Raw genomic sequence first — 25583 nt, forward strand, 5'->3', positions numbered from 1 at the left:
GATGCCGGGCGGGGCGGACCGGCTTCAGAATCCGCCGCCGTCGAAGCCGCCGCCCCCGAAGCCGCCGCCGTCGCCGAAGCCGCCTCCGCCGAAGCCCGAGGAGTCGAAGTCGGAGCCGGAGAAGTCGCCGCCGCCCCAGTCGCCGCCCTCGCCGCCGCCGAAGTCACCGCCGCCGTACTCGGAGGCGTAGGCCGGGGTGGCGAGCATCGAGCCGAGCATGGTGCCGACCAGGAGGCCGGGGAGCAGGCCGCCGCCGAAGTAGCCGCCGGCCCAGGGGCCGTAGGCCGGGCCCGCTTCCCAGTACGGGCGGCGGTTGCCGTCGCCGACGTCGACCGTACGGCTCATGGGGTCCTCGCCCTGGCTCAGCCGGACCTCGTCCGCGCCGCAGACCGGGACCTCGCGGGACGTGCCGCCGGACGGGGTCCAGAGCACGTCGGCGACCGAGGGGCCGTGACGCGGGTCGAAGAAGCACGGCGGGCGGCGGGCCGGGATCTCCGCGCCGGTGCGGCGGGCCTCCAGGACCGCGAGGGAGTAGCGGCCGTCCTCCAGGGACTGGGTGACCCCCCGGACGTCCGAGGGGTGTCCGGCCCTGTCCATCTTCGACTTGGCGCTCTCGTAGGAGTCCAGGGCCCGTTCGTAGTCGGCGCGCATGGTGTCGTCCGCGCCCGGTTCGGCGGGGTGGAAGTCCAGACGTTCCAGGGTCTCGCCGTACGCGGTGATGTCCTCGTCGACGACGACCCGGAGCTTGTCGAGCGCGGCGCGCTCCTCTTCCTCCTTGCGGCGCTTGTTGCGGCGGGAGATCGCGTACGCGCCCGCGCCGCCCGCCGCGACCAGCGCGCCGAGCGTGATCAGGCCGGAGACCGGTGCCCCGGGCCCGTCCGCCGCGCCTCCGGCGGACCAGGAGGCGGGGGCGGAGCCCCGGGCCTGTTCGACGGCGCGGTCGACGAAGGCGGTGAGCTGGGCGTCGGCGTTCCCGGCGGTGGCGGGGTTCTCGACGGAGGCCGTGAGGTTCTCGACGGCACGGGTGGGCATGACCTGCGGGTCGGCGCCCGCGTCGAAGCCGTCGCCGAGGCGTATCGCGTAGACGCCGGTGATGCCGGTGTCGCTGCGCAGGGTCTGGAGGAGGCCTTCCTCGGGGAAGGCCGGGGTATCGGGGAGGACGGCCACGAACACCGGCTTGTCGGCGTCCGTGATCTTGTTCTCCAGGGCCTTCTCGTCAGCGACGGAGAGCTGATCGCGAGCGCCCGGGTCCACATAGACCGGGTCGTCGCGCAGGGCCTGGGCGGCGTCCTGGATGGTCGCGGCGGGGGCGGCGGGCGCGGCCGACGCGGGGGAGGTCAGGGCGAGAGCCGCCGCTGCGATGATGAGCAGCAGGCCCGCCAGCAGCGCGGGAAAGAGCCTTTTCCTCATACTTCACGCTACTCCAGACGGGCGACGAACGCCGCCGCCCGCCTGGGAGCGCCTTTACCGCGCCGCCCGGTACGCCGTGCGCAGCCGGTCCACCGCCCCGGTCAGGTCGCCGGTGAGCAGCAGGTGGTCCGCCTCCGCGAACGGCTTCGAGATCTCCTGGGTGAATGTCCCGTCGATCTTCCGCTGGACCAGCAGCCGGGCCCGGTCCACGATCGCCCGGCCCGCCGGGGTCTTCCCCAGGTGCGCCTTCTCGGCGACCCGGGCGGCGACGGCGAGGGCCGCGAGGGCCGGCTCGCCGCCGGCCGGGGGCTTCTTCAGGGTGGTCAGGCCCCAGCCGTAGGGAAACTGCGGGTCGTAGGCCGCGTCCCCGACGTTGATCGGGAGCTGGGCCTCCGCCTTCGGCCAGGTCACCGGCAGCTGACCGGTGAAGGCGCGCCTGCCGTAGAGGACGTCGGCCACGCCGTCGCCCTCGGAGCCCGGCAGCCAGGAGGCCACCAGGGCGTCCATGTCCCCGAGCCGGTCGCCGATGAGCTGCGGGCGGCCGGAGACGACGAGGACCGCGCACTTCATGGCGGCGCAGACCTTGTCGACCGCTGCCCGGTCGGCTGCCGTCAGCTCCAGGTCGTGGCCGTTGCCGACGTCCCCGATGCCTTCGGCGTACGGGGTCTCGCCGACGACGACCACCCCGACGTCGTACCCGTCCGTGGCGGCGGAGGCGTCCCGGGAGAACGTCACGGACTCGGGGGTCCGCGCCGCCTTTCGCATGCCCTCAAGGATCGTCGTGCCGGTGGTGGTCCTCCCGGAGGAGCCCTGCCAGCTGATGGTCCAGCCGCCGGCCTGGTTGCCGATGTCGTCGGCGTTGGACCCGGCGACGTACACCTTCTGGTCCGTCCTGAGCGGAAGGACGGCCCCGTCGTTCTTCAGGAGCACCTGGGACTTGGCCACCGCCTCACGGGCCACCGCGCGGTGCTCCGCGGAGCCGACCTCCTCCAGGTGGGTGGTGTCCGCGTACGGCTTCTCGAAGAGGCCGAGGCGGAACTTCTGGGTGAGGATGCGGGCGACCGCGTCGTCGATCCGGGCCTGGGCGATCCGGCCCGCCGCGACCTCCTCCTTCAGCGTCTTCGTGAAGTCCTGGTACGCGGTCGGGACCATGATCATGTCGAGTCCGGCGTTGATGGACGTGACGACGTCGCTCGCGTAGTCGCCGGGGATCTGGTCGATGGCCTGCCAGTCGCTGATGACGAAGCCCTCGAAGCCCATCCGGTCCTTGAGGACGCCGTTGATCATCTCGGCGTTGGCGTGCATCTTCACCGGACCCTTGTCGTCGCCCAGGACGTCCAGCGAGGAGTACGAGGGCATGACCGTGCCGACGCCGCGCTCGACCGACTCCTCGAACGGGGAAAGGTGGACCGCTTCCAGTTCCTCGCGGGTGACCTCGGTGACGCCCTGGTCGACCGTGTACGAGCCGGTGGTGGAGGAGCCGTACGCGGTGCCGCCGTCGCCGACGAAGTGCTTGGCGCTGCCCAGCACCTTGTCGTTGCGGTGCAGGTCCTTGCCGGACGGGCTGCCCTGCATGCCCTGGATGACCGTCTCCATGGCCTCGACCAGGGCAGGGTCCTCGCCGAACGCCTCGTAGGAGCGGCCCCAGCGTTCGTCGCGGGTGACGCAGACGCAGGGGGCGAAGTCCCACGGGACGCCGGTGGCGCGGACTTCCTTCGCGGTGATCGCGCCGGTCCGCTCCGCGCTCCTCGGGTCACGGCCCGCGCCGATGCCGATGTTGTGCGGCATGATCGTCGCGCCGACGACGTTGTTGTGCCCGTGCACCGCGTCCACGCCGTAGATCAGCGGGATCTGGAAGCGGGTGGCGCGGGTGCGCAGCTGGTAGGCGTCGGTCATCTTCGCCCAGGCGGCGGCCGTGTTGGGGGTGGGGACCGAGCCGCCGCCGGAGAGCAGCGAGCCGAGGTCGTAGGCGGCGATGTCGCCGGGTGCGCGGAGCGCGTTGCGCTCGGCCTGGGTCATCTGGCCGGCCTTCTCGGCGGGCGACATGCGCCCCAGCAGGTCCGCAACCCGCTGCTTCACGGGCAGCTTCGCGTTCTGGTACGGGAGGCCGTGCGCGTCGATGACGACCTGCGGGTTCTCCTTGGGGGCCTTCGCGCCGGTGACCGTCACCTCCAGGGGGATCGTCCTCGCCCCGGAGGGCTTCGACGCCTTCGCCGTGCGGACGGTGATCCGGTGGGTGGTGCCGGAGGCGGTGCCCGCGGGGAAGGTGTGGCTGCCGGTGACCGGGGTGTAGTCCTTGCCCGCCTCGGCTGTGCCGCCCTTCGTGGCGTACGTGACGGTGACGGGCTCCTGCGTGGGCAGGGAGCCGGTGGTGGCGACGGAGAGGCCGATGTCGGCGCTGTCGCCGTTCCTCACCGGCCGGACCACCGTGTCGGTGACGACGCTCGCGGTGAGGGCCGGGTCCGCCTTGCCGTACAGCTCGACGGCGTCCAGGGCGAACGTGCCGGGGCCGCCACCGGGCAGGGTGAGGGCGTAGCCCCACATCTCGTCGAGGCCGAGGATCTGGTCGATACCGCCGACGGGCTGGTAGTCGGCCCGGTAGACGAAGTCGGCGAACGGGATCTCGACCAGGTGCCAGCCCTCCCAGTCGTCGGTGAAGGAGGTGGTCCACAGCTCGGACGCGCCGCCGTTCGCGCCGCCGTCCTTGATCTCGAAGCTGATCTTCTTGCCGGAGCCGGGCGGCAGCGGTGCGGTGTTCTGGCCGTACCACCAGAAGCGGATGCCCTGATGGGCGGTCCAGTTCCGCGGCGGGGTGGCCACGGCGAACTCGTGGCTGAACCCGCCGTACGCGCTGATGTCGTAGGAGCCTTCGAGGACGTGTCCGCCCTCGGGTGCGTCCGGGCGCTCGGCCAGCTTCAGTCGCGGGTGGTCGTCCGCGTCGCCGCCCCAGGTGAAGAGGGCGTCGGCGGGCGGCTGACCGCCGAGGGGTACCTCGCCCTCGAAGCGGTCGACGAGGACGGGGGCCGGTTCGTCGGCCGCCGCGACGGCGGGTCCGGTGGACGAGCCGGCGAGCAGGGTGGCCAGCACGGCCGCGGCGGCGAGGGCCGCGGTGGCGGGTCTGCTTCTGCCCCGGCGGGGGTGGCGGCGTGGGGTCCGAGTCATCTGAGAGCGCTCTCACTTCCGGGTCGGAGTTGCCGAACGTACGGCGGGGCAGAGGTGTCGGCGTGCTACGCGGTGTCGTCGCGGGTGAGGCGGATCGTGTCGCGGTACCACTTGGCGCTGTCCTTGAGTGTGCGGACCTGGGTGTCGTAGTCGACGCGGACGATGCCGAACCGCTTGTCGTAGCCGTACGCCCACTCGAAGTTGTCCATCAGTGACCAGGCGAAGTAGCCCCGGACATCGGCCCCTTGGGCACGTGCGGCGACGACGGCGTCGATGTGGTCGGCGAGGTAGGCGGTGCGGTCGGCGTCGGGGACGGAGCCGTCGGCGGCGACGGTGTCGTCGAAGGCCGCGCCGTTCTCGGTGATGACGGTCGGCAGTCCGTAGTCCCGCTGCAACCGCACCAGCAGGTCGGTCAGCTCGGTCGGGGTGATCTCCCAGTCCATCGCGGTACGGGGCAGATCGCGCTCCACCACGCGGGTGACGGGCAGGCCGTCGGTCCCGGTGGGCGAGCCGTCCTCGCCGACGCCGGAGAACAGCATGCCCCGGTAGAAGTTGACGCCGAGGACGTCGAGCGGGGCGGCGATGGCGGCCGGGTCGCCTTCCCTGACGGGGAGTTCGATGTGCTGGGCGGCCAGATCCGCGACGACGTCCTCGGGGTAGCGGCCGTGGACGAGCGGGTCGAGGTAGAGCCGGGTGCCCATGCCGTCGGCGCGGCGGCATGCCTCGCGGTCGGCCTCGCTGCCCGTCTCGGGGGTGGCGGTGCCCAGGTTGAGGGTGATGCCCAGCTCCAGGGGGTTGCTCCCGGCCGCGTCGCGCAGTGCGCCGGCGGCGAGGCCGTGGCCCAGGAGCAGATGGTGGACGGCTCCCAGGGCGTCGCCGAGGTCCCGGCGGCCGGGAGCGTGCACCCCGTGGGCGTAACCGAGCATCGCCGAGCACCAGGGCTCGTTCAGCGTGGTCCAGTGCTCGACCCGGTCTCCGAGTGCCTCGTACGCGAGGGAGGCGTACTCCGCGAAGCGCAGGGCGGTGTCACGTGCGGGCCAGCCGCCCGCGTCCTCCAGCTCCTGCGGCAGGTCCCAGTGGTACAGGGTGATCCAGGGGGTGACGCCACGCCCGAGGAGCTCGTCGACCAGGCGCTTGTAGAAGTCGAGGCCCTTGGCGTTCGCCGGGCCCCGGCCGCCCGGCTGGACGCGGGGCCAGGCGAGCGAGAAGCGGTACGTGTCGACGCCGAGGCCCGCGATCAGCTCCACGTCCTCGGGCATCCGGTGATAGTGGTCGCAGGCCACATCGCCGTGCTCGCCGCCCTCGACGGCCCCGGGCACCCGGCAGAAGGTGTCCCAGATGGACGGGGTGCGGCCGTCCTCGGCGGCGGCTCCCTCGATCTGGTACGAGGAGGTGGCGACGCCCCAGCGGAAGCCGGCCGGGAGCCCTCGCACCGGGGCCGGACGGAGGAGTCGCTGCGGGATGGGGGCGAGGTTCATCGGTCTCCGTACGTAGTCGGGGGAGGGACCTGGTCAGGAGTGCAGGTGGCAGGCGACCGCGCGGCCGGGTCCGTCGGTGGGCGGGGTCAGCACGGGGACCTGCCCGGCGCACGGCTCGAAGGCCTTGCCGCAGCGCGGGTGGAAGGCGCAGCCGGTGGGCATCGCGGAGAGGTGGGGCGGGGAGCCGGGGATGCCGGTCAGTTCGCGGCGGGGGCCGTGGAGCGCGGGGAAGGAGTGCAGGAGCCCGTCGCTGTACGGGTGGCGGGGGTCGCGGTAGATCTCCGCCGCACCCGCCTCCTCCACGATGCGGCCCCCGTACATGATCGCGATCCGGTCCGAGAATTCGATCAGGAGGGAGATGTCGTGGGTGATGAACACGACCGAGAAGTTCAGCTGTTCCCTCAACCGGACGAGCCGTCGCAGGATCTGCCGCTGCATGACGACGTCGAGGGCGGTGGTCGGCTCGTCCATGATGACGATCTCGGGTTCCAGGGCGAGCGCCATGGCGATCATCACGCGCTGGCGCATCCCGCCGGAGAGCTGGTGCGGGTAGGCGGCGAGCCGGTCGGCGGAGATACCGACCAGGCTGAGCAACTCCTGTGCTCGTGCCGTGCGTTGGCGCTTCTTCAGTTCGGGCCGGTGGGCGGCGAGGACATCGGTGAGCTGACTGTGGACGGTGTGCACCGGGTTGAGGGAGTTCATCGCCCCCTGGAAGACGATGGACAGCTCCTGCCAGCGGAAGGCGCGCAGCTGGTGCGGGGCGAGGGAGAGGATGTCGACCCGGTCGCCGCCGGGCCGGTGGTAGTGGACCTCTCCCCCGGTGATGACGCCGGGCGGGGACAGCAGCCGGGTCACCGCGTAGGCGAGGGTGGACTTGCCCGAGCCCGACTCGCCCGCGAGGCCGAGGACTTCACCCCGGTGCAGGGTCAGGTCGATGTCGCGCAGGGCGTGGACGGCGTGCGCGTCGGTGCCGTAGTCGACGTTGAGTCCGCTGATGGTCAGGACCGGCTCGGCGCTCATGGGCGCGGCTCCTTGCTGCTGTGCTCGCTGCTGTGGTCGTGGTGTCCGTCGCCGGTGGACCTGCGGACGACCGGGGTGAAGCCGACGCGCATCCTGACCTTCCGGGAGGATCCGGTGGCGGTGCGCAGGCGGGGGTTGACGAACTCGTCGATGCCGAAGTTGATGAGGGCGAGCGCGGTGCCCAGCAGGGCGATGCAGAGGCCAGCCGGGACGAACCACCACCAGGCTCCCTGGGCGAGTGCCTGGTTGGACTGGGCCCAGAAGAGCACGGTGCCCCAGTTCCAGTGGGAGATGTCGGCGACGCCGATGAAGGCGAGGGTGATCTCGGTGAGCACCGCGAAGATGACCGTGCCGACGAACCCGGAGGCGATGACGGCGGTGAGGTTCGGCAGGATCTCGAAGAGGATGATCCGCGGTGTCGACTCGCCCGTGGCACGGGCGGCCTCCACGTAGTCGCGGCGGCGCAGCGACAGGGTCTGGGCGCGCAGGATCCTCGCCCCCCAGGCCCAGGAGGTCAGGGCGATGGCGACGGCGATGACGATGTCCCCGGTGTCGGGGACGAAGCTCGCGACGATGATGATCAGCGGGAGTCCGGGCAGCACCAGGAAGATGTTGGAGAGCGCGGAGAGGATCTCGTCGACGGCCCCGCCGAGGAATCCGGCGCTGACCCCGACGAGGACGGACAGGGCGGTCGCGATGACGGCGGCCAGCAGCCCGACGACGAGGACGCCCCGGGTGCCGACGAGGATCTGCGAGAAGACGTCCTGCCCGGTGTGCGTGGTGCCGAACCAGTGGTCGCCGGAGGGCGGTCGGAGCAACTGGTCGCTCATCGCGTCGGGGTCGTACGGGGCGAGCCACGGCCCGGCGACGGCCAGCAGGACGAAGAACGCCAGCAGGATCAGGCCGGTGCGGGTCTTCCCGCCGCGCAGGAACCGGAGCCGGGCCCGGCGGACGGGCGTCGCGGGCGGGGGTGCGCCGTCGAGGACGACGGCATCGGTGGCGGTGATGGACATGGGGCCTCAGGCCTTCCGGATACGGGGGCGGGCGGCGCGGACGGCGGGGTCGGGCACGGTCACGCCTCCTTCCGGGTGCGGGGGTCGAGGGCGGCGTAGACGAGGTCGGCCAGCAGGTTCGCCGCGAGGACGGAGAGCGTGATGATCAGGAAGACGCCCTGCATCAGGGGGTAGTCCTTGCCGCCGACCGCCTGGAGCAGCTGGAAGCCGATGCCCGGATAGGTGAAGACCATCTCGACGAGCAGGGTGCCGCCGACGATGAAGCCGAGGGAGAGGGCGAAGCCGGAGATGTTGGGGAGCACCGCGTTGCGGGCCGCGTAGCCGAACATCACCCGCCGCTCGGACAGGCCCTTGGCCTGCGCCACCATCACGTAGTCCTCGGAGGAGACGGTGACCATCATGTTGCGCATGCCGAGGATCCAGCCGGCCACCGCGCTGAGGACGATCGTCACGCCGGGCAGGATCGCGTGATAGAGGGCGCTGGAGATGAACGGCCAGTCGAAGGCCGGGACGAGCGCGTTGTCGTAGCCGCCGGAGTTCGGGAACAGCGACCACTTCTCCGCGAACAGGGCGATGGCGACGAGGCCCAGCCAGAAGTACGGGATGGAGGAGATGAAGGTGGTGACGGGCAGCAGCCCGTCCAGCCAGGAGCCGCGCTTCCAGCCGCTGTAGACGCCGATGCCGGTGCCCAGGACGAAGCTGATCAGCGTGGTCGTGCCGACCAGGGCCAGGGTCCAGGGCAGGGACTGGCCGATGACCTCGCTGACCGGGGTGGGGAAGAAGGTGAAGGAGAGGCCGAGGTCGCCGTCGAGGAGGTGCGCCCAGTAGTCGGTGTACTGCTGCCACATCGACTGCTGCTCGTCGAGGCCGAACAGGGCCTTCAGGGAGTCGATGGCCTTGGTGTCGAGCTGCCCCTGATAGCGGCTGAGCAGGGCCTGGACGGGGTCGCCCGGCATGAGCCGGGGGATGAGGAAGTTGATGGTGATCGCGGCCCACGCGGTGACGGCGTAGAAGGCGAGGCGCTGGAGGATGTACTTCACCGGGTGGCCTCCTTGGCGGCCGTGCCGTGCGCGGCGGTGCCGCCGGCCGCCGCTGTGCCCTTCGCCGTCACGCCGCCGGCCGCTGCTATGCCGTTCGTCGTCACGCCGTCGGCCGACGCTCCGTCGTACAGCCAGCAGGCCGCCCACTGTCCGTCGGGCAGGTCGAAGCGCGGCGGCAGTTCGGTGCGGCAGCGCTCCATCGCCCGGGGGCAGCGGGGATGGAAGCGGCAGCCGGCGGGCGGGGTGATCAGGGAGGGCGGCTCGCCGGTGCCGGTCTCCTCCTGTTCCTCCTCGTCGACGATCCGGTCCGGGTCGGGCGCGGAGGCGATGAGGAGCTGGGTGTAGGGGTGGGCGGGGTGCTGGGTGACGGTCTCGCTGTCGCCGCCCTCGACGATCCGGCCCGCGTACATCACGAGGGTGGTGTCGGCGAAGTAGCGGGCGGAGGCGATGTCGTGGGTGATGTAGAGGATCGCCAGGTGGAGGCGTTCCTTGAGGTCGCGCAGCAGGTTGAGGACGCCGAGCCGGATCGACACGTCGAGCATCGAGACGGGTTCGTCGGCGAGGAGGACCTGCGGGTCCGCGCCGAGCGCCCGCGCGATCGCGACGCGCTGGCGCTGCCCGCCCGACAGCTCGTGCGGGAACTTGTCCAGGAACTGCTGGGGCGGGGTCAGCTGGACCCGGGTCAGCAGGGCGGCCAGGTTCTCCTCCAGCTCCGCCTCCCCGCTGCCCGCCCGGCCGTGGATCTTCAGGGCGCGGGTCAGGTGGTAGCGCACGGTGTGCACCGGGTTCAGCGAGGCGAAGGGGTCCTGGAAGATGAGCTGGACCCGGCGTACGTAACGGCGGAAGGACCGGCCGCGACCGGCCACCACCGGCTCGCCGCCCAGCCGTATCTCGCCCGAGGTGAGCGGATGGAGCTGGGCGAGCAGGCGGGCGACGGTGGATTTGCCCGAGCCGGACTCCCCCACCAGGGCCGTGACGGTGCCGCGTCTCAGCCGGAGCGAGACGTCGTCGACGGCGTGGACGCTGCGGCGCTCGCGGGCGAACAGGTCGCGGGCGGTGCGTCGCAGGGGAAAGTGTTTGGTGACTCCGCGCGCTTCGAGCACCACATCGGTGCCGGTGGGCGCGTTCTCGGGGTGATCGCTGGTCATGGCCGGTTCTTCCCGTCTTCCTCGTGCCTACTTGGAGGAGGGCTTGAGGTTGAGCACGATCTCCAGCGCGGTGGGCTGGGTGTGCTGCGGCGGGGCGTAGGGGTTGGCCTCGGTGGGCCAGCCGATCCAGTTCTTCGTGGAGTACTCGGCTCCGATGGGCGCGGCGGCCGTCGGGATGACGGGCGCCTCCTCGACGAAGATCTTCTGGATGGTGTTGAGGGCCTTGGTGCGGGCGGCGTCCGTGGACGCGTTGGCGTACTCCTTGAGCGCCGCGGTGGCCTCGGGGCTCTTGAAGCGCCCGAAGTTGCCCTGCTGGGAGCTCTTGCCGATGGGCTGGAGGATCGCCCCGTCCATGATGTTCTGGTACATGTCGTAGGGGGTCGCGCCGCTGTTGGTCCAGTGCAGGGTGGCGTCGAAGTTGCCGTTGGCGACGTCCGCACCCCAGGCCTCGGCGGTCTGCGTCTTGACCTTGGCGTCGATGCCGAGTTCCTTGATGTTGTCCTTGATGATCGCGAGCCCGGTGATGTAGTCGTTCCAGCCGGCCGGGTCGGTGAAGGTCAGCTTCACCGGCTTGCCGGACGGGTCCTTCAGCACCCCGCCGCTGAGCGTGAACCCGGCCTCGTCGAGCACCTTCTTGGCTCCGGCGACGTCGGGCTTGGTGGTGGCGTCCTGGTACTCGGGGGCGAGGAAGGGCTCACCGGCGGGGAGCGGGATGCCGGTCGGGTTGGTGATCTCCGGGTAGAGCGTGGCCTGGGCCTGGATGTGGATGGCCTTGCGGTCGACGACCATCGCCATCGCCCTGCGCAGCGCCGGGTTGTCGAAGGGCTTGCGGGCGGTGTTGAACCACAGGCCGTGGATGCCGAGGCCGGAGGGGAACCAGAGCTGGTGGTTCTCGGGGTCCTTGTCGATGAACAGCTGCTTGTGGTTCGGCATGAAGACGAAGGACCACTCGACCTTGCCGGTGGCCAGCGCGGTGGTGGCGGCGCTGTTGTCGTTGTACGCGGTGTAGCGCAGCTCCTTGACCTTCGTGGTGCCGTTCCAGTAGCTCGGCGTCGCGGTCAGGGTGGTGGTCTGCGGGGTGAACGTCTTGAGCTTGTACGGTCCGGAGCCGACCGGGGTGCGGTTGGGCCAGGTCTCCGGGTTCTTGACCTTCTCCCAGATGTGCTTGGGCACGATGAAAGTCTGGATGATCTTGTTCTGGTTGACGAACTGGGACTCCTCGAAGGTCAGCACGACCTTCCCGTCCTCGACCGCGATCCCGTCGAAGGGGATGCCGTTCCCGTTGAGCGCCGAGTGCTTCTTGAGGAGGTTGAAGGTGTACTCCACGTCGGCGGCCGTCAGGGGCTTGCCGTCGGCCCACTTCGCCCGCGCGTCCAGGGTGAAGGTGACCTTGGTGAAGTTGTCCTCCCAGGCCCATTCGGTGGCGAGCCAGGGGTCGGCCTTCTCGGTGGGCTTGATCATGTTCGTCATGGCGAGCGGCTCGTAGATCATGTACCGGTAGCCGAGTACCGCACCCGCCGAGGTGTTGAGGAACGGGTTGCTGTTGTTCGTCTGCGGCCCGTCCGGCTTGCCCAGGGTCAGTACGCCGCCCGCGGCGCCGCCCCCTTTGTTGGCACCCGAGTTGGCGTTCGAGCAACCGGCGGCGAGCGCCACCACGACGGTGGCTGCGGCGACCGCTCTGAGGGTGGTGCGACGGCGTGCGGACATGGCGACTCCAGGAAGGGGCTGCCGGGTCGGAGGGATCCCGGCGGGCGGAAGGGTGCGAAGCGGGGCGCGGCCGTGCGGCCGGGTCCGTTACGGCGCCGAGTGGCGCACGACCAGTTCGGTGGGCAGCACGGCCGGTCGGTCCGGTACGGGCGTGCCGCCGAGGTGGGAGAGCAGCATCCGGGCCGCCGTCTCGCCCATCCGGCGGGTGGGCTGGCGCACGGTGGTCAGGGGCGGTTCGGTGTGTTCGGCCATCGGGATGTCGTCGAAGCCGACGACGGCGATGTCGTCCGGGACCCGGCGTCCGGCGGCCCGCAGGGCGCGGAGCACGCCCGCAGCGCTGATGTCGTTGTGCGCGAAGACGGAGTCGAACGCGACGTCGCGCGCGAGGAGTTCCTCGACGGCGAGCCTGCCGCCGCGTTCAGTGAAGTCCCCTTCGACGACCAGCTCGGTGGGCAGCACCGAACGGAATCCGTCCAGCCGGTCCCGTACGCAGCCGAAGTGCTGGGGGCCGGTCAGGACCAGGGGCCGGGAGCGTCCGGCGGCGCGCAGGTGGCGGGCCGCGGACGCGCCTCCCTCGTGGTTGGTGGTCACGACGGAGGGGAATGCCGGGTGGTGGCCGCGATCGTCGATGAGCACGATCGGCAGGCCGTCGCGGTGCAGTTCGGTGAGGTGGCCGAGGGTGTTCTCGGGCTCCACGACGACGAGCCCGTCGAAGGCGCGCGCGGACACCTGGCTGGTGAAGCGCTGGACGGACTCGGCCCCACGGTTGCAGGTGAAGAGCAGCAGCCCGTAGTCGGCGGCCTCGACGGTGTCGACGACGCCCTGGAGCAGTTCGCCCATCCACGGCCAGGTCAGCGAGGGCACGAGCATGCCGACCGTACGGCTGGAACCGCGGGCGAGACCGACGGCTCCGGAGCTGGGTACGTAGCCAAGCTGTGCGATCACTTCACGAACGCGGGCGGCTGTGGAACGGTCCACCTCGCCCTTGGTGTTGATGACCCGCGACACGGTCGTCTTGCTGACGCCGGCCTCACGGGCGACATCGGCGATGGTGACACGCATCCGGGCCTCCATGGGACCAGGCAGGGGTGGGGAAACGAGCAGGTGGGAGCAGGGTGGAGCGGCGCGGCGGGCAGACCTGGGGCATGTCGGCCGACGCGTTCGGTACCGGTTCCGGAACCGGTACCGGCGTTGCGGCTGGAGTTAACCGCGCCGATACGGGGCCGTCAATACTTCACGCCGAGATTGGTCCGGACCCATCTGCCCACCGGGCAGGGAGAGTTGTTCGTTCACCTCTTGAACGCCGAGAGCCGCCGCCCGGTGACGGGCGGCGGCTCTCGGGTGATGCGGTCCGGTCGGGCTACTCCGTGGGCTCGATGCCCGCGCGCAGCAGCCCGTAGGTGTACGCGTCCTCCAGTGCCTGCCAGGAGGCGGCGATGACGTTCTCGGCGACCCCCACGGTCGCCCAGTCGCCGGTGCCGTCGCCCGTGGTGATGAGCACGCGGGTGGTGGACTCGGTGCCCGTGCGGCCCTCCAGGATGCGGACCTTGTAGTCGACCAGCTCCAGCTTGGCGAGCTGCGGGTAGATCCGCTCCAGGGCGACGCGCAGGGCCCGGTCCAGCGCGTTGACCGGGCCGTTGCCCTCGGCGGTGGCGACGATCCGCTCGCCCTTGGCCCAGAGCTTCACGGTGGCCTCGTTGGCGTGGGTGCCGTCGGGGCGGTTCTCGACGATCGCTCGCCAGGACTCCGTACGGAAGTAGCGCCGGGCCCTGCCCTCGACCTCGCCGCGCAGCAGCAGTTCGAAGGAGGCGTCGGCGGCCTCGTAGGTGTAGCCCTGGAGTTCGCGCTCCTTGACCCGCTCCACGACCCGGCCGACCAGGGCGCGGTCGTCGCCGAGGTCGATGCCGAGCTCCTTGCCCTTCAGCTCGATGGAGGCGCGGCCCGCCATGTCGGAGACCAGCATCCGCATGGTGTTGCCGACCAGCTCGGGGTCGATGTGCTGGTAGAGGTCGGGGTCGACCTTGATCGCGGAGGCGTGCAGCCCGGCCTTGTGGGCGAAGGCCGAGACGCCCACGTACGGCTGGTGGGTGGAGGGGGTGAGGTTGACGACCTCGGCGATGGCGTGCGAGATCCGGGTCATCTCGGCGAGCGCGCCGTCGGGCAGCACCTTCATGCCGTACTTGAGTTCCAGGGCGGCGACGACGGGGAAGAGGTTGGCGTTGCCGACCCGCTCGCCGTAGCCGTTGGCCGTGCACTGGACGTGGGTGGCGCCGGCGTCCACGGCGGCCAGGGTGTTGGCGACGGCGCAGCCGGTGTCGTCCTGGGCGTGGATGCCGAGCCGGGCGCCGGTGTCGGCGACGACCGTGGAGACGACGGCCTGGACCTGGGCGGGGAGCATGCCGCCGTTGGTGTCGCAGAGGATGACGACCTCGGCGCCCGCCTCGTACGCGGTGCGGACCACGGACTTGGCGTACTCGGCGTTGGCGCGGTAGCCGTCGAAGAAGTGCTCGCAGTCCACGAAGACCCGGCGGCCCTGCTCGCGGAGGTGGGAGACGGTGTCGCGGACCATCTCCAGGTTCTCCTCCAGGGTGGTGCGCAGCGCCAGCTCGACGTGCCGGTCGTGCGCCTTGGCCACCAGCGTGATCACCGGGGCGCCGGATTTCAGGAGCGCCTTCACCTGGGGGTCCTCGGCCGCGCTGCCGCCGGCCCTGCGGGTCGCGCCGAACGCCACGAGCTGGGCGTTCTCGAAGGTGATCTCCTGCTGTGCGCGGGCGAAGAACTCCGTGTCGCGCGGGTTGGCCCCCGGCCAGCCGCCCTCGATGTACCCCACTCCGAAGGTGTCCAGATGACGGGCGATGGTCAGCTTGTCGGCGACCGTCAGGTTGATGCCCTCACGCTGAGCACCGTCGCGCAGTGTGGTGTCGAAGACATGGAAACTGTCGTCGGTGGCCGTGGCCTTGGTGGTCATGCTGATCTGACTCCTGTCGGATGAGTGGATCCGGACGGCCTGGGGCCTGTTCCGGGTTCCCCGTCGTCCGCGCGAAGCGCGGGCGCGGCGGCGTCCGGTGCGTGCGATCGGCGTGCGGTGTCGCAGGTCATGTGGCGGAGCCACCTGTCCTGCGGCGCCGTGCGGCGAGCGTGCGTGCTGGGCGTCGCCGCGCAGTCGGGGAACCCGGAACAGGCCCCAGTTCCACTTGCCCCCATCATCTCGCGCGCCTCGCCCCGGCCAGGGTGCGGGCCGGAAAACGAAAAAACCCCTCGCGGGTGCGAGAGGTCTGCGCGCGGGTCTGGGGCACGATGGCCGCGCCGTACATGGTGGTACGGGGCGGTCACTGCGGACCGGCGCGCCTGCTGCCAATAATCATGACGAACGAGGACACAGCAGCAGTCTGGCACAGCGACGGCCCCGGGAGGGCGGCGTCTCAGGATGCGGTCGTGACACCGGTCGCACCGCTCAGTGGGCGCCCGGTGTCAGCGTCTCGTCCAGGAACTCCGCCGCCTGTGCCAGCACCTGCTCGCGTCCCGTCCCCGGGATCCCGACCGTCACATGGATGCTGAACCCGTCGAGCAGCGCCCGCAGCCGGGCGGCGGACCGGTCGGCGTCCACCGGCCGGAACTCGCCGCGCGAGACCCCCTCGGCGAGCAGCGCCACCAGGTCGCGGTGCCAGACCCCTTCGATCGCGGCCTGCCGGGCGCGGGCGTCGTCGTCGGCGTTCTGCGAGCGGCCCCAGACCTCCAGCCAGAGCGTCCAGTGCGGGTCCCGGTGCCCGGCGGGCAGGTAGAGGTCGATGTACGCCTCCAGCCGCTCGCGGGCCGTCCCCGGCCGGGCGAGCAGGAGGCCGCGCTCGGCGCCGAGGCGCCGCTCGCTCCACTCCAGGGTCTGGAGGAGCAGTTCGTCCTTGGTCCGGAAGTAGTAGAGGAGGTGCCCGCTGCTCATCCCCACCTCCCGCCCCAGCCCGGCCATGGTCAGCCCGTCGAGCCCGCGCTCGGCGATGGTGGCCATGGCGGCGGCGAGGACGTCCTCGCGGGGCGGGGCGGCGTGGTGGGTGCGGCGGGGGGCGGAGGCCATGGGACCGGGCTTTCGGAAGCGGTTCGGGCGGGGGCTCGGGTTCAAGCCCTCGGGTGGGGGCTCGGTTCAGATCTTCGGCTGCTGCTGGGTGATGCAGTGGATGCCTCCACCGCCGGCGAAGATCGTACGGGCGTCGACGAGGGTCACCGTACGGTCCGGGAACAGGCCCCGGAAGATCGCGGCGGCCTCCTCGTCGCGCGGGTCGTCGAAGGCGCAGAGGATCACGGCGTCGTTGCAGAGGTAGTGGTTGATGTAGGAGTAGTCGACCCACTCGCCGTCCTCGTCGCGGAGCACGGTGGGCGCGGGCACCTCGACGACCTCCAGGGCTCGGCCCCGGGCGTCGGTGGCGGCCCGCAGGACCGCCAGGTTCTCCCGGGTGACCTCGTGGTCGGGGTGGGCCGGGTCCGGCTGGACGTGGGCGACGACGGTGCCCGGGCGGGCGAAGGCCGCGACGATGTCGACATGGCCGAGCGTGCCGTACGTCCCGTAGTCGCCGGTCAGCCCGCGGGGCAGCCAGATGGCCTTCTCGGTGCCGAGGCGGGCGTGGACCTCCGCCTCGACCCGCTCCCGGGTCCAGCCGGGGTTGCGCTCCTCGCCGAGCTGGACGGTCTCGGTGAGCAGGACGGTGCCTTCGCCGTCCACGTGGATCGCGCCGCCCTCGTTGACGAGCGGGGAGCTGTGGACGGGGACGCCGGTCAGCTCGGCGACGGCCCGGGCGATGTGCTGGTCGTGCTCCCAGCGGGCCCATCCCTGGGCGCCCCAGCCGTTGAACGTCCAGTCGACGGCGGCGAGCGTCCGGCCGTCGGTGACGAAGGTGGGCCCGATGTCCCGCATCCAGGCGTCGTCGAGCGGCTGGACGACCAGCTCCACGTCCGGCCCGAGCAGCGCCGCCGCCCCCTCCTCCTGGCCGGGCCCGACGACCACGGTCACCGGCTCGAAGCGCCGCACGGCACGGGCGACACCGGCCCAGGCACGGCGGGCCCCGTCCAGTTCGGCGTCGGAGGCGAAGGTGGGGTTGGGCCCCGGCCAGGCCATCCAGGTGCGCTCGTGGGGGGCCCACTCGGGGGGCATGCGGAAGGGGGCGGGGGTGACGGGCATGGAGGCTCCTGGGAAGCGGGCAGTTAGAGTGCCACTCTAACCGCGAGAGCTGCTGCGAAAAAGCTCATCACGGCCCCGGTTCGAGCAGCACTCGATCCTCCGGGCACGGAAAAGGCCGCACCGGCCGGGAAGCCGGGTGCGGCCTGATCCAGGGGCGTGCGGGCTAGGGAGCGGACACGACCTAGCCGAGCGGGTGCATCCAGCCGTGGGTGTCCTCGACGACACCGCGCTGGATGTCGAGAAGACGCTCCCGGAGCTTCATGGTGACCTCGCCGGGCTCGCCGCCGCTCTGGGTCCACTCGCCGCCCTCGGACTTCACCAGGCCGACGGGGGTGATGACGGCGGCGGTACCGCAGGCGAAGACCTCCACGAGGGTGCCCTTCGCGGTGTCGTCGCGCCACTGGTCGATGGAGACCCGGCCCTCCTCGGAGCCGTAGCCGAGGTCGCGGGCGACCTTGAGGAGGGAGTCGCGGGTGACGCCGGCGAGCAGCGAGCCCGTGAGGGACGGGGTGACGATCTTCATCAAGCCGTCCTCCTGGGCGTACACGAAGTAGAGGTTCATGCCGCCGAGCTCCTCGACCCACTTGTGCTCGACCGCGTCGAGGTAGGCGACCTGGGCGCAGCCGTGTGCGGCGGCCTCGGCCTGGGCGAGGAGGGAGGCGGCGTAGTTGCCACCGGTCTTGGCGTCGCCCATACCGCCGGGGACGGCGCGGACGCGGTTCTCCGAGAGCCAGATGGAGACCGGCTTCACGCCGCCGGGGAAGTAGGCGCCGGCGGGCGAGGCGATGACCAGGAAGAGGTACTCGTTGGCCGGCTTCACGCCGAGGCCGACCTCCGTGGCGATCATGAAGGGGCGCAGGTAGAGGGACTCCTCGCCGCCGTGGGCCGGGACCCACGCCTTGTCCTGCTGCACCAGCGCGTCGCACGCCTCGATGAACGTCTCGACGGGCAGCTCGGGCATGGCCAGGCGCGCGGCCGAGCGCTGGAAGCGGCGGGCGTTGGCGTCGGGGCGGAAGGAGGCGACCGTGCCGTCGGGCTGGCGGTAGGCCTTGAGACCCTCGAAGATCTCCTGCGCGTAGTGCAGGGTCATGTTGGCCGGGTCCAGCGACAGCGGGCCGTAGGGAACCAGCTGGGCGTCGTGCCAGCCCCGGCCCTCGGTCCAGCGGATGGTCACCATGTGATCGGTGAAGTGCCGGCCGAATCCGGGGTTGGCCAGGATCGCCTCGCGCTCCGCGTCGGACAGCGGGTTCGAGGAGGGCTTGAGCTCGATCGTGGGCGTCGTCATGAGTGCGTGTCCTTCACCGGTCTTGTGTGTGATGGACCGCGCTCACGCCTGTTCGTGCCCGACGCTTTTCGGTCAGGTCCTAGGACGTCCGAGCTTTACCGCGAGCCACGGCCCCGCGTTCGATTATCACTTGCGGGGGGCCGTGCACGAAATGGTGTGAATGCGGTCCAGGGGTCGATGGTGGCACCCGGGGGCCGCACAGGTGAAGCCGCCGGGTGCTTTCGCTGACCCGGCGGCTTCTCATGGAGTCGTCGGGTCAGCCCGCTACGCGTACCGCGAGGGCGTCGCCGATCTCGTCGGTCGTACGCGTGACGGCACCGTCGCGCTCCGCGAGGTCGGCGGAGACGGCGTCCTCGATGCGCACGGCCTCGGTCTCGTAGCCGAGGTGGCGCAGCAGGAGGGCGACGGAGAGGACCGTGGCGGTCGGGTCGGCCTTGCCCTGCCCCGCGATGTCGGGGGCCGAGCCGTGGACCGGCTCGAACATCGACGGGAACGCGCCCGTCGGGTTGATGTTGCCGGAGGCGGCCAGGCCGATGCCGCCGGAGACGGCGGCGGCGAGGTCGGTGAGGATGTCACCGAAGAGGTTGTCGGTGACGATGACGTCGAAGCGCTCCGGCTGGGTGACGAAGAAGATCGTCGCGGCGTCGACGTGCAGATAGTCGGTGCTGACCTGCGGATACTCGGCGGCGACCCGGTCGAAGGTGTTCTTCCAGAGGTGGCCGGCGTAGACGAGGACGTTGTTCTTGTGGACCAGCGTCAGCTTCTTGCGCGGGCGGGCCGCCGCACGCTCGAAGGCGTCCCGGACCACGCGCTCGACGCCGTACGCCGTGTTGAGGCTGACCTCGGTGGCGACCTCGGCGGGGGTGCCGGTGCGCAGCGAGCCGCCGTTGCCGGTGTACGGCCCCTCGGTGCCCTCGCGCACGACGACGAAGTCGATGTCGGGGCGGCCGGCGAGCGGGGTCGCGGTGTTCGGGAAGAGCTTGGAGGGCCGCAGGTTGATGAAGTGGTCGAAGGCGAAACGCAGCTTCAGCAGCAGCCCGCGTTCCAGGACGCCGGACGGCACCGACGGGTCGCCGATCGCGCCGAGGAGGATGGCGTCGTGGTTCTTGAGGGCTTCCAGCTCCGCGTCCGGGAGGGTGTCGCCGGTGCGGTGCCAGCGCTGGGCGCCGAGGTCGTACTCCTTGGTCTCCAGCTTCACATCCTGCGGGAGGACAGCGTTGAGGACCTTGAGGCCCTGGGCCACGACTTCCTGGCCGATTCCGTCACCGGGGATCACTGCGAGATCGATGCTGCGAGACATGCCGGAAGCCTAACGGTGCGTCCCACCCCATGACATCCGGCGTCCACGATACGGACGGGCGCAAGGGTGTTCGGTGTACGGGAGAGCGGTGCGCGGACGGGCGGCGCGCCGGCGGCGGGCCCGGCTCAGTGGCCGGTCGAGCCGCCGTTGTCACGGCGGTCCAGGGCGCGCTGGAGGGCGGCGGCGGCGTTCTTGCGCTCGGCGTCGGCCTGGCGGGAGGTGTGGCGGACGCGGCGGACAGTGGTCTCGGCCATGGTGGATCGACTCCTTGAGATCGCGTGGACGTCGACATCGGGACGCGGGCCGGTGCCTGCGGACAACACGGTGTCGAGCGGTCGGGATCGGATTTCGAGGTGCCGGAAGGGGCGGGGAGCGTACGCCGCAGGGGTTGCCTGCTTCGGGGCGTGCGCCCGCATCCGCCGGTCGCTCGATCGAGCGATTCGTTCGGCTCCTACCAAGTTAGGACAGTCGGGCCGTCCTGTCTCCACAGTTACTCGGACTTCCTACTATCTGAGACGGCTCCCTGCCGTGCTCCGCTCGCAGCTCCCGGGTCAGGGTCCGTACGGCGAGGGATCGTGCCCGCTCAAGCGGAGCGCTGGCCGATCAAGAACGCGGCGACCTGGTGAGATCATGTGAGTCTTCAGAGAGACCCGGGGGGGGGGCGAATGAAGGACGTCAAGCGCACAGCTCTTCTGATCGGCGTGGGTGACAACCCGGGAGCCGAAGCGTGCCTGCCGTCACTGGGAGCGACCGTCGACGCTGATCTGCGGATCATGAGCGGGGCGCTACGAGGCAGCGGCTACACCGTGGAGTCGTTGCGCGATCCGACACGCAACGTGATCACCGAGCGCATCACCGCACTGTCGAGCGCGGCGGCACCGGAGAGCACGCTGCTCATCTACTTCACCGGCCACGGCGTGCGTGTCGGCTCCATCGACTACCTGGTGCCGGGCGACGCCCTCGCCCCGGCTCGGGGAGAGGAAGGGGCCGGAAGCGGCGGCTGGGAGCAACCGCATGTCCTTGAGTCCCTGTTGAGCGCCGACATCAGCAGGTATCTGGGCAACTGCCGTGCCGACACGGTGCTGTGGCTGATCGATGCCTGTCGCGCGGACGAGGGCGAGGAAGGCATCGCATTCGGCGGTCACATCACCCAGGGGCCGCCGCAGGCCGGTTTCGCGATGATGACCGGGTGCGCCCCTGGCGAGCGCAGTGGGTTCGCCGAGGCGGGCAGCTTCTTCTCGCTGGCTCTTGCTCACGCGTTCGACCCCCTGACCGAGGCCGCGACGGTGGATCAGGTGTACCAGGTGGTCAAGCGGGAGACACGGGCCCTCGCCCGGCGGGCAAGGGCCGAGCCGCAGCAGGTGTTGATCCGTTACGGCGGAGACCTGGAGGCGACGACCAGGTCCCGGGAGGTCGCCCACGGCAGAAAGCTGCTGGAGGCCTGGCAGGACGTCGTGCGCGTATCGGGGCTCTGGGATCACGTCGCGCCCGATGACCGGGAGTTCATCGGCCCCCTCCAGGACTGCCTCGGCTCGCTCGCCGCAGACGTGGCACGCCACGTCCATCGTGCGCAGGAACGGCTGCCCGATCCCTGGGCCGATGACGACTATCCGGTGCGCCTGGTTCGCGTCCTGTTGCCGTCGCTGCTGCCCAAGGGCACCGAACTGTCCGCCCTGGAGGTCGCGGCGCTGATCGCGGGCGTCCTGCTGCACGAGGCAGCATGGGCGGACCGCCTGAGCCAGGCGGCCGAGATCCACCCGCAGCTCATGCGACGGTCCGCCGACGCGGACGACCAGCGCCGCCACTACGAGCAGATCACGGAGTACCACCCGCAGATCGCTGAGAAACTCCTGGACTGGTACTGGTGGGAGACGGGCCCGTCGGACGACCGCAACGCGGTCATGCTGTGGCTCGTGCACCGGTGGATCGGCGAACGCTTCGCCACCGACGAGAAAGCCGTGCCCGATGCGTGGGTCAACGGGTTCGTCACCCGGCTGCTGGAGTTCGCTCCCCCAGCCGTGGGCGAGGCGCCGACCGGCCGGGCAGGACAACTGGCCACGGCACTGCGCACGGTCGCCGCGGGCCTCACGCTCGGCGCCCCGTCCGAGGAACAGCGCCTCACCCTTCCCGAGCGCCATGCCGTACGAGGGACCACGCAACGCCTACGGGTCAGGCCCCTGGCAGCTCTTCTGCGGCTGGCGGGACTGCTCGCCCTTGACGCCCGGCGGCTGCCGGAGGTCGTCGCCGAGCATCTGGCCGTATCCGATCCGGTCGTGCCCGGCGAGGTGATCGCCGTGCTCCGGGACGCCCTCTGGGACCCTGATCCAAGAGTTGAGACGTCTCCCTATCGGCACCTGGACGCCGTGTGCCCGCACCCGGCGATCCACTCCGCGCTCGCCTCGGTGGTCGAGGACGCCGACGAGCTCGGTCACCTGCTCAGGGAGGCCGCCGGGCGGTTGCCGGTCGACGAGGCCGCCCTTCTGGGTGGACTGCCCGCACGGCTGACCGACCACCGGCTGCGCCCGGACGAGCAGGGCGGCATGGATGCCTATGACGTGCCCCTCTCCCGTTTCTCCCTGGCGCAGACGGAGATCCGACGACTGCTGATGGGTAAGCAGTTGTACGACGGCAAGAGCGATCTCGCCCTTCGGGAGATGTACCAGAACGCCTTGGATGCCTGCCGCTACCGGGACATGCGCATCCGCTACCTGCAAGCCTGTGGGAAGAGGCCCCGCTCCTGGGAGGGCCGCATCCGCATCGAAACCGGGAGGGACGGCCGGGGCAGCTACGTCCAGTGTGTCGACAACGGCGTGGGCATGACCGTCGACCAGTTGAGGAACACCTTCACCCGCGCCGGACGCCGATTCGACCAGTCCCATGCCTTCCGCCGTGAGCAGGCCGCCTGGCTCCGGCAGGACAGATCACTGCGGCTCTACCCGAACAGCCGTTTCGGCATCGGGGTGTTCAGCTACTTCATGCTCGCCGACGAGATGACGGTCCTCACCCGGCCGGTGGGCCCCGACGGCCGTCCCGCCGAGCGGGCCCTCCGCGTGGAGATCCCCGTCAGCGGCAGCCTGTTCCGCGTACGGGAAGCCGACGAGCGCGACGGCGAGGTCCTGCCCGACGGAGGGACCCGCGTACGGCTCTACCTCCGTGACTTCTCGGGTATGAACGGCGACTCCTGCAGGGCGGCGTTGCGGTCCCTGGTGCTGATCAGCGAGTTTCGCCTGGAGGTGGGGGGTGAGGACGGCCGGGCAACCGTGTGGGAGGCCGGACAACTACAGCCGGGCGGGGAGTTGGCCATCGAGGCGGACTCCGCTGTCGAGGCAGTGCCTGGTGTTCTGTGGTGGGTCGCGGGCGACGGGGCGATCGTCTGCGACGGCGTCGCCACTGACAAGCGTACGTTCGGCTACGTCCTCAACCTGTCCGGCGAGCAGGCGGGCCGCCTCAGCGTCAACCGGAACAGACTGGAGCACTACGACGTCCGGTGGGCGCGCGAGCAGATGCGCCTGGGGGCCTCTGCTCTCCTGGACTGGACGAAGCTGAGTCTCGGCTGGCTCTGGTCCATGGAGCTGCGGAACTCCACAGTCGCGCGGATTCTCTGGAGGGAGTGGCAGGGGCAGAACGTACGGGCATCGCACGGATATGGCCGTTCGGTCGATCTCTACGAGGTCGGCTGGTTCAGGCTGGACACGCAGGTGGGCGAGACGAAGCACAAGTACGGCGAGGAGGGACGGCTCCACGCCGCGGTACGGCCCTGGCGGTCCGCCGCCCTGAGGCAGAGCCACCGCGGACAGCGAGAAGCCGCGCCCCTGTCGCTTGAGGGTCACCCGGTTCCGCAGCCTGGCTGGTCGAGCATCGCTGCCGACGTCAAGGGCGACTGGCGCCATGTGGTGAACGTCGCCGGCCGGTGGCCCATGCCCGTGTCCGAGGTGCTGCGCGCCGCGCGCGGCATGCGTATCGCCCACCCCCGGCTCGCGGCTCCGGCGGTCCGGCCCGGTGCTCTGGACTGGACGCCTGATGCGATGGACCTGGCCATCATGGAGGGCCTTCTGGGGCCGGACCGCGAGCCCTGGAATTCCCACATCGTCACGGTCGGCGGACGGACCGCGTCGCAGGGGAAATCGGCGAACGAGATCTTCTACCGGCATCCGCCGGAGGACCTCAGCGGCATCGTACGGACCTCTGCCCAGTACGGTTGGAGCCTGGGGAAGCTGGCGGACGCCTGTGCCAAGTTCGCCCCGTTCGTGGCAGGCCCACCCTTCGACGTGCCCGATCGGCATCGCCGCCACGTCTGCACCGAGGAGGAACTGGCGCTTCTCTACCTCCCGGGGGACGACCGTACCTGGAGACCGGTGGTGTCGCCCTGGGATGTCCGGACGGCCGCCGCACGCACAGGGTGCAGCCCTCGTGAAGCACTGCGCCGAACAGCCGCCTTCGGCTGGCTGCGCCCGATTCCCGATCTCGCCGCTGTGGACCGCTGGGCAGCCGTGCCCGACGACCTCTTCCCTCTCCTTCGGCGCTATGTCGTCGATGCGGGCGACCAGGGCCCCTGGCTGCCATGGGCTGCCACCATCGACCTCGCGGGGCAGTGGGAGATCTCCCTGCGCCAGGCCGAGCGGATCCTCGCGCGGGAAGCACAGGCTCTCGGCCTGTTCCACCGACGGCGGTACAAGAAGGGCTCGCCGCACCGGCAGGAGACCCCCTCCCCCGACGCGGGCAACTTGGTGAGCTGGCTCCGCAGCGTCGGCGTGCATCTGGAGGACGGCGTCTCCCTCCGGGACCTCGCGTACGTCCGGCCGCACAAGATGTCCTGCGAGGATCTCTCCTGGCTCGTCGAGGAACTACGCGACCTCGGTGTGGATCTCGCCGATGCGGGTCACCTCCTCCGGGCCTGGGACGACCTGCCGATACCCAGCAGGTACGCGTTCTCCGGCACGGACCCCTCGTTCGAAGGGGCCGACTACCCGGTACCCGCCACGCCGGCCGTCCTGTTCACCGCCAGTCAGCAACTGAGGCAGAAACTCTCGTACCTGTGGAAGGCCGCCCACCGGGAGGCCCAGCAGCTGGGCCTCGGCGATGGGCTGGTAGCGCCGAAGCTTCCCGACCCGCTGAAGGAATTCAGCCCTACCTGGCACGAAACCGCGGCCCTGATCGAGACCGACGACGACGAGGACGATGACTCGGAGTGGTTCGAGAGCCCCCACTGGTCCGCCCTCACCCCTCATAAGCTCGCCGCCTACGCCCGGGCCCGGATTCTCGGCGTGCGGTCCGCGTTCGAGGCGCTGGCGCCACTGCGCGCTATCGGCGCCCTCGTACCGGAGCTGTCCCCCGAGGAAGTGGCCGCACTTCCCGACGACGCGCCGCCGAGCCCCCACGACGCCGCGGCGCTGGACCCCGGCCATCGCGTCTCCGCTGTCGGCTCACCTCTGGTGCCCCTCGACCTCGTCAGCATCGCCGGGCGGCTGGGCGAATCGATGAGCGCCACTTGGCAGCGCATCACCCCGTACCTGGCGCTGGAGCAGGCGGAGCCGGCGGTCACTCGGGTAGCTGATGTCGTCCCCCGCTGGCAGGACCTTGCGGTCCTCTCCGAGGGCTTCGACGGAATGCTGCCGGCGATCGCGGGGCCGGTGACCCCGGAGCGCCTCCTCGCCTGCGCCGAAGCCGTGGGAGAGACCACCGGGTGGGTCCGGGAGCGGCTGAACGCGTACGCAGACATGTTCGGGCTGACCATGACACCCGTCGAGCATGAGGATGGTGAAGGACGATGACACACAGCCGACCGCACGATCACAGCCTGGCCTACGCCGAGGACGACCTCGGCGAGGTCGATCCCGTCCCCTTCACCCAGCG

General features: G+C 70.9%; 16 protein-coding genes. 1 reads left to right on the forward strand and 15 read right to left on the reverse strand.

Annotated elements, in window-relative coordinates; all coding sequences use genetic code 11:
- Window positions 1-24: 24 nt before the first annotated feature.
- From IE272_RS04945 to IE272_RS39070, 15 genes are all read right to left on the reverse strand, one after another.
- Window positions 25-1410, reverse strand: a complete 1386-nt coding sequence (locus IE272_RS04945; RefSeq protein WP_190006345.1) for a hypothetical protein — start codon at window positions 1408-1410, stop codon at window positions 25-27.
- A gap of 54 nt (window positions 1411-1464) precedes the next feature.
- Window positions 1465-4572 carry a glycoside hydrolase family 3 N-terminal domain-containing protein gene (locus IE272_RS04950; RefSeq protein ID WP_190006346.1) on the reverse strand — a complete coding sequence of 1036 codons (3108 nt, stop codon included), beginning with the start codon at window positions 4570-4572 and terminating at the stop codon, window positions 1465-1467.
- Between the two features lie 65 nt (window positions 4573-4637).
- On the reverse strand, window positions 4638-6050 hold the full coding sequence (locus tag IE272_RS04955) for a GH1 family beta-glucosidase (protein ID WP_190006347.1): 1413 nt from the start codon (window positions 6048-6050) through the stop codon (window positions 4638-4640).
- 33 nt (window positions 6051-6083) lie between these two features.
- A complete protein-coding gene (locus tag IE272_RS04960) occupies window positions 6084-7070 on the reverse strand; it encodes an ABC transporter ATP-binding protein (protein WP_007454617.1) in 987 nt (328 codons plus the stop codon).
- Window positions 7067-8083, reverse strand: a complete 1017-nt coding sequence (locus IE272_RS04965) for an ABC transporter permease (protein ID WP_073866112.1) — start codon at window positions 8081-8083, stop codon at window positions 7067-7069. Before IE272_RS04965 ends, IE272_RS04960 begins: the two co-directional genes overlap by 4 nt.
- Window positions 8084-8142: 59 nt before the next feature.
- Entirely contained in the window at window positions 8143-9123 is a 981-nt protein-coding gene (locus IE272_RS04970) for an ABC transporter permease (protein ID WP_056704073.1), read from the reverse strand.
- Complete coding sequence (locus IE272_RS04975) at window positions 9120-10271, reverse strand: ABC transporter ATP-binding protein (RefSeq protein ID WP_190006348.1); 1152 nt, start codon at window positions 10269-10271, stop codon at window positions 9120-9122. The genes IE272_RS04970 and IE272_RS04975 overlap by 4 nt, the downstream gene beginning before the upstream one ends.
- Before the next feature lie 27 nt (window positions 10272-10298).
- Window positions 10299-11978, reverse strand: a complete 1680-nt coding sequence (locus IE272_RS04980; protein ID WP_050362408.1) for an ABC transporter substrate-binding protein — start codon at window positions 11976-11978, stop codon at window positions 10299-10301.
- Between the two features lie 87 nt (window positions 11979-12065).
- Window positions 12066-13040, reverse strand: a complete 975-nt coding sequence (locus tag IE272_RS04985; RefSeq protein WP_050362407.1) for a LacI family DNA-binding transcriptional regulator — start codon at window positions 13038-13040, stop codon at window positions 12066-12068.
- A gap of 298 nt (window positions 13041-13338) precedes the next feature.
- On the reverse strand, window positions 13339-14946 hold the full coding sequence (gene cimA / locus IE272_RS04990) for a citramalate synthase (protein WP_050362406.1): 1608 nt from the start codon (window positions 14944-14946) through the stop codon (window positions 13339-13341).
- 486 nt (window positions 14947-15432) lie between these two features.
- Complete coding sequence (locus IE272_RS04995) at window positions 15433-16047, reverse strand: TetR/AcrR family transcriptional regulator (protein WP_050362405.1); 615 nt, start codon at window positions 16045-16047, stop codon at window positions 15433-15435.
- A 66-nt stretch (window positions 16048-16113) separates the two neighbouring features.
- Window positions 16114-17145: an agmatine deiminase family protein gene (locus IE272_RS05000; protein WP_190006349.1), complete on the reverse strand. Its 1032-nt coding sequence runs from the start codon at window positions 17143-17145 to the stop codon at window positions 16114-16116.
- 181 nt (window positions 17146-17326) lie between these two features.
- Window positions 17327-18430 (reverse strand): branched-chain amino acid aminotransferase, encoded by a 1104-nt coding sequence (locus IE272_RS05005; RefSeq protein WP_190006350.1) that lies wholly within the window; start codon window positions 18428-18430, stop codon window positions 17327-17329.
- A gap of 256 nt (window positions 18431-18686) precedes the next feature.
- On the reverse strand, window positions 18687-19730 hold the full coding sequence (locus IE272_RS05010) for a 3-isopropylmalate dehydrogenase (protein WP_050362402.1): 1044 nt from the start codon (window positions 19728-19730) through the stop codon (window positions 18687-18689).
- 125 nt (window positions 19731-19855) lie between these two features.
- Window positions 19856-19984, reverse strand: a complete 129-nt coding sequence (locus IE272_RS39070; RefSeq protein ID WP_087764817.1) for a hypothetical protein — start codon at window positions 19982-19984, stop codon at window positions 19856-19858.
- A 411-nt stretch (window positions 19985-20395) separates the two neighbouring features.
- Between IE272_RS39070 and IE272_RS05015 the strand changes: the two genes are divergently transcribed.
- Window positions 20396-25501 carry an HD domain-containing protein gene (locus IE272_RS05015; protein WP_190006351.1) on the forward strand — a complete coding sequence of 1702 codons (5106 nt, stop codon included), beginning with the start codon at window positions 20396-20398 and terminating at the stop codon, window positions 25499-25501.
- Window positions 25502-25583 lie beyond the last annotated feature (82 nt).

The sequence above is a fragment of the Streptomyces anulatus genome, from assembly GCF_014650675.1.
Classification (GTDB): domain Bacteria; phylum Actinomycetota; class Actinomycetes; order Streptomycetales; family Streptomycetaceae; genus Streptomyces; species Streptomyces anulatus.

What these genes read in the sequence shown, in the direction of transcription:
- IE272_RS05015 (WP_190006351.1), top strand. Translation starts at nt 20,396, where the DNA reads ATGAAGGACGTCAAGCGCACAGCTCTTCTGATCGGCGTGGGTGACAAC.
- IE272_RS04955 (WP_190006347.1), bottom strand. Translation starts at nt 6,050, where the DNA reads ATGAACCTCGCCCCCATCCCGCAGCGACTCCTCCGTCCGGCCCCGGTG.
- IE272_RS04980 (WP_050362408.1), bottom strand. Translation starts at nt 11,978, where the DNA reads ATGTCCGCACGCCGTCGCACCACCCTCAGAGCGGTCGCCGCAGCCACC.
- IE272_RS04950 (WP_190006346.1), bottom strand. Translation starts at nt 4,572, where the DNA reads ATGACTCGGACCCCACGCCGCCACCCCCGCCGGGGCAGAAGCAGACCC.
- IE272_RS05010 (WP_050362402.1), bottom strand. Translation starts at nt 19,730, where the DNA reads ATGTCTCGCAGCATCGATCTCGCAGTGATCCCCGGTGACGGAATCGGC.
- IE272_RS39070 (WP_087764817.1), bottom strand. Translation starts at nt 19,984, where the DNA reads ATGGCCGAGACCACTGTCCGCCGCGTCCGCCACACCTCCCGCCAGGCC.
- IE272_RS05005 (WP_190006350.1), bottom strand. Translation starts at nt 18,430, where the DNA reads ATGACGACGCCCACGATCGAGCTCAAGCCCTCCTCGAACCCGCTGTCC.
- IE272_RS04995 (WP_050362405.1), bottom strand. Translation starts at nt 16,047, where the DNA reads ATGGCCTCCGCCCCCCGCCGCACCCACCACGCCGCCCCGCCCCGCGAG.
- cimA (WP_050362406.1), bottom strand. Translation starts at nt 14,946, where the DNA reads ATGACCACCAAGGCCACGGCCACCGACGACAGTTTCCATGTCTTCGAC.
- IE272_RS04945 (WP_190006345.1), bottom strand. Translation starts at nt 1,410, where the DNA reads ATGAGGAAAAGGCTCTTTCCCGCGCTGCTGGCGGGCCTGCTGCTCATC.
- IE272_RS05000 (WP_190006349.1), bottom strand. Translation starts at nt 17,145, where the DNA reads ATGCCCGTCACCCCCGCCCCCTTCCGCATGCCCCCCGAGTGGGCCCCC.
- IE272_RS04960 (WP_007454617.1), bottom strand. Translation starts at nt 7,070, where the DNA reads ATGAGCGCCGAGCCGGTCCTGACCATCAGCGGACTCAACGTCGACTAC.
- IE272_RS04975 (WP_190006348.1), bottom strand. Translation starts at nt 10,271, where the DNA reads ATGACCAGCGATCACCCCGAGAACGCGCCCACCGGCACCGATGTGGTG.
- IE272_RS04985 (WP_050362407.1), bottom strand. Translation starts at nt 13,040, where the DNA reads ATGCGTGTCACCATCGCCGATGTCGCCCGTGAGGCCGGCGTCAGCAAG.
- IE272_RS04965 (WP_073866112.1), bottom strand. Translation starts at nt 8,083, where the DNA reads ATGTCCATCACCGCCACCGATGCCGTCGTCCTCGACGGCGCACCCCCG.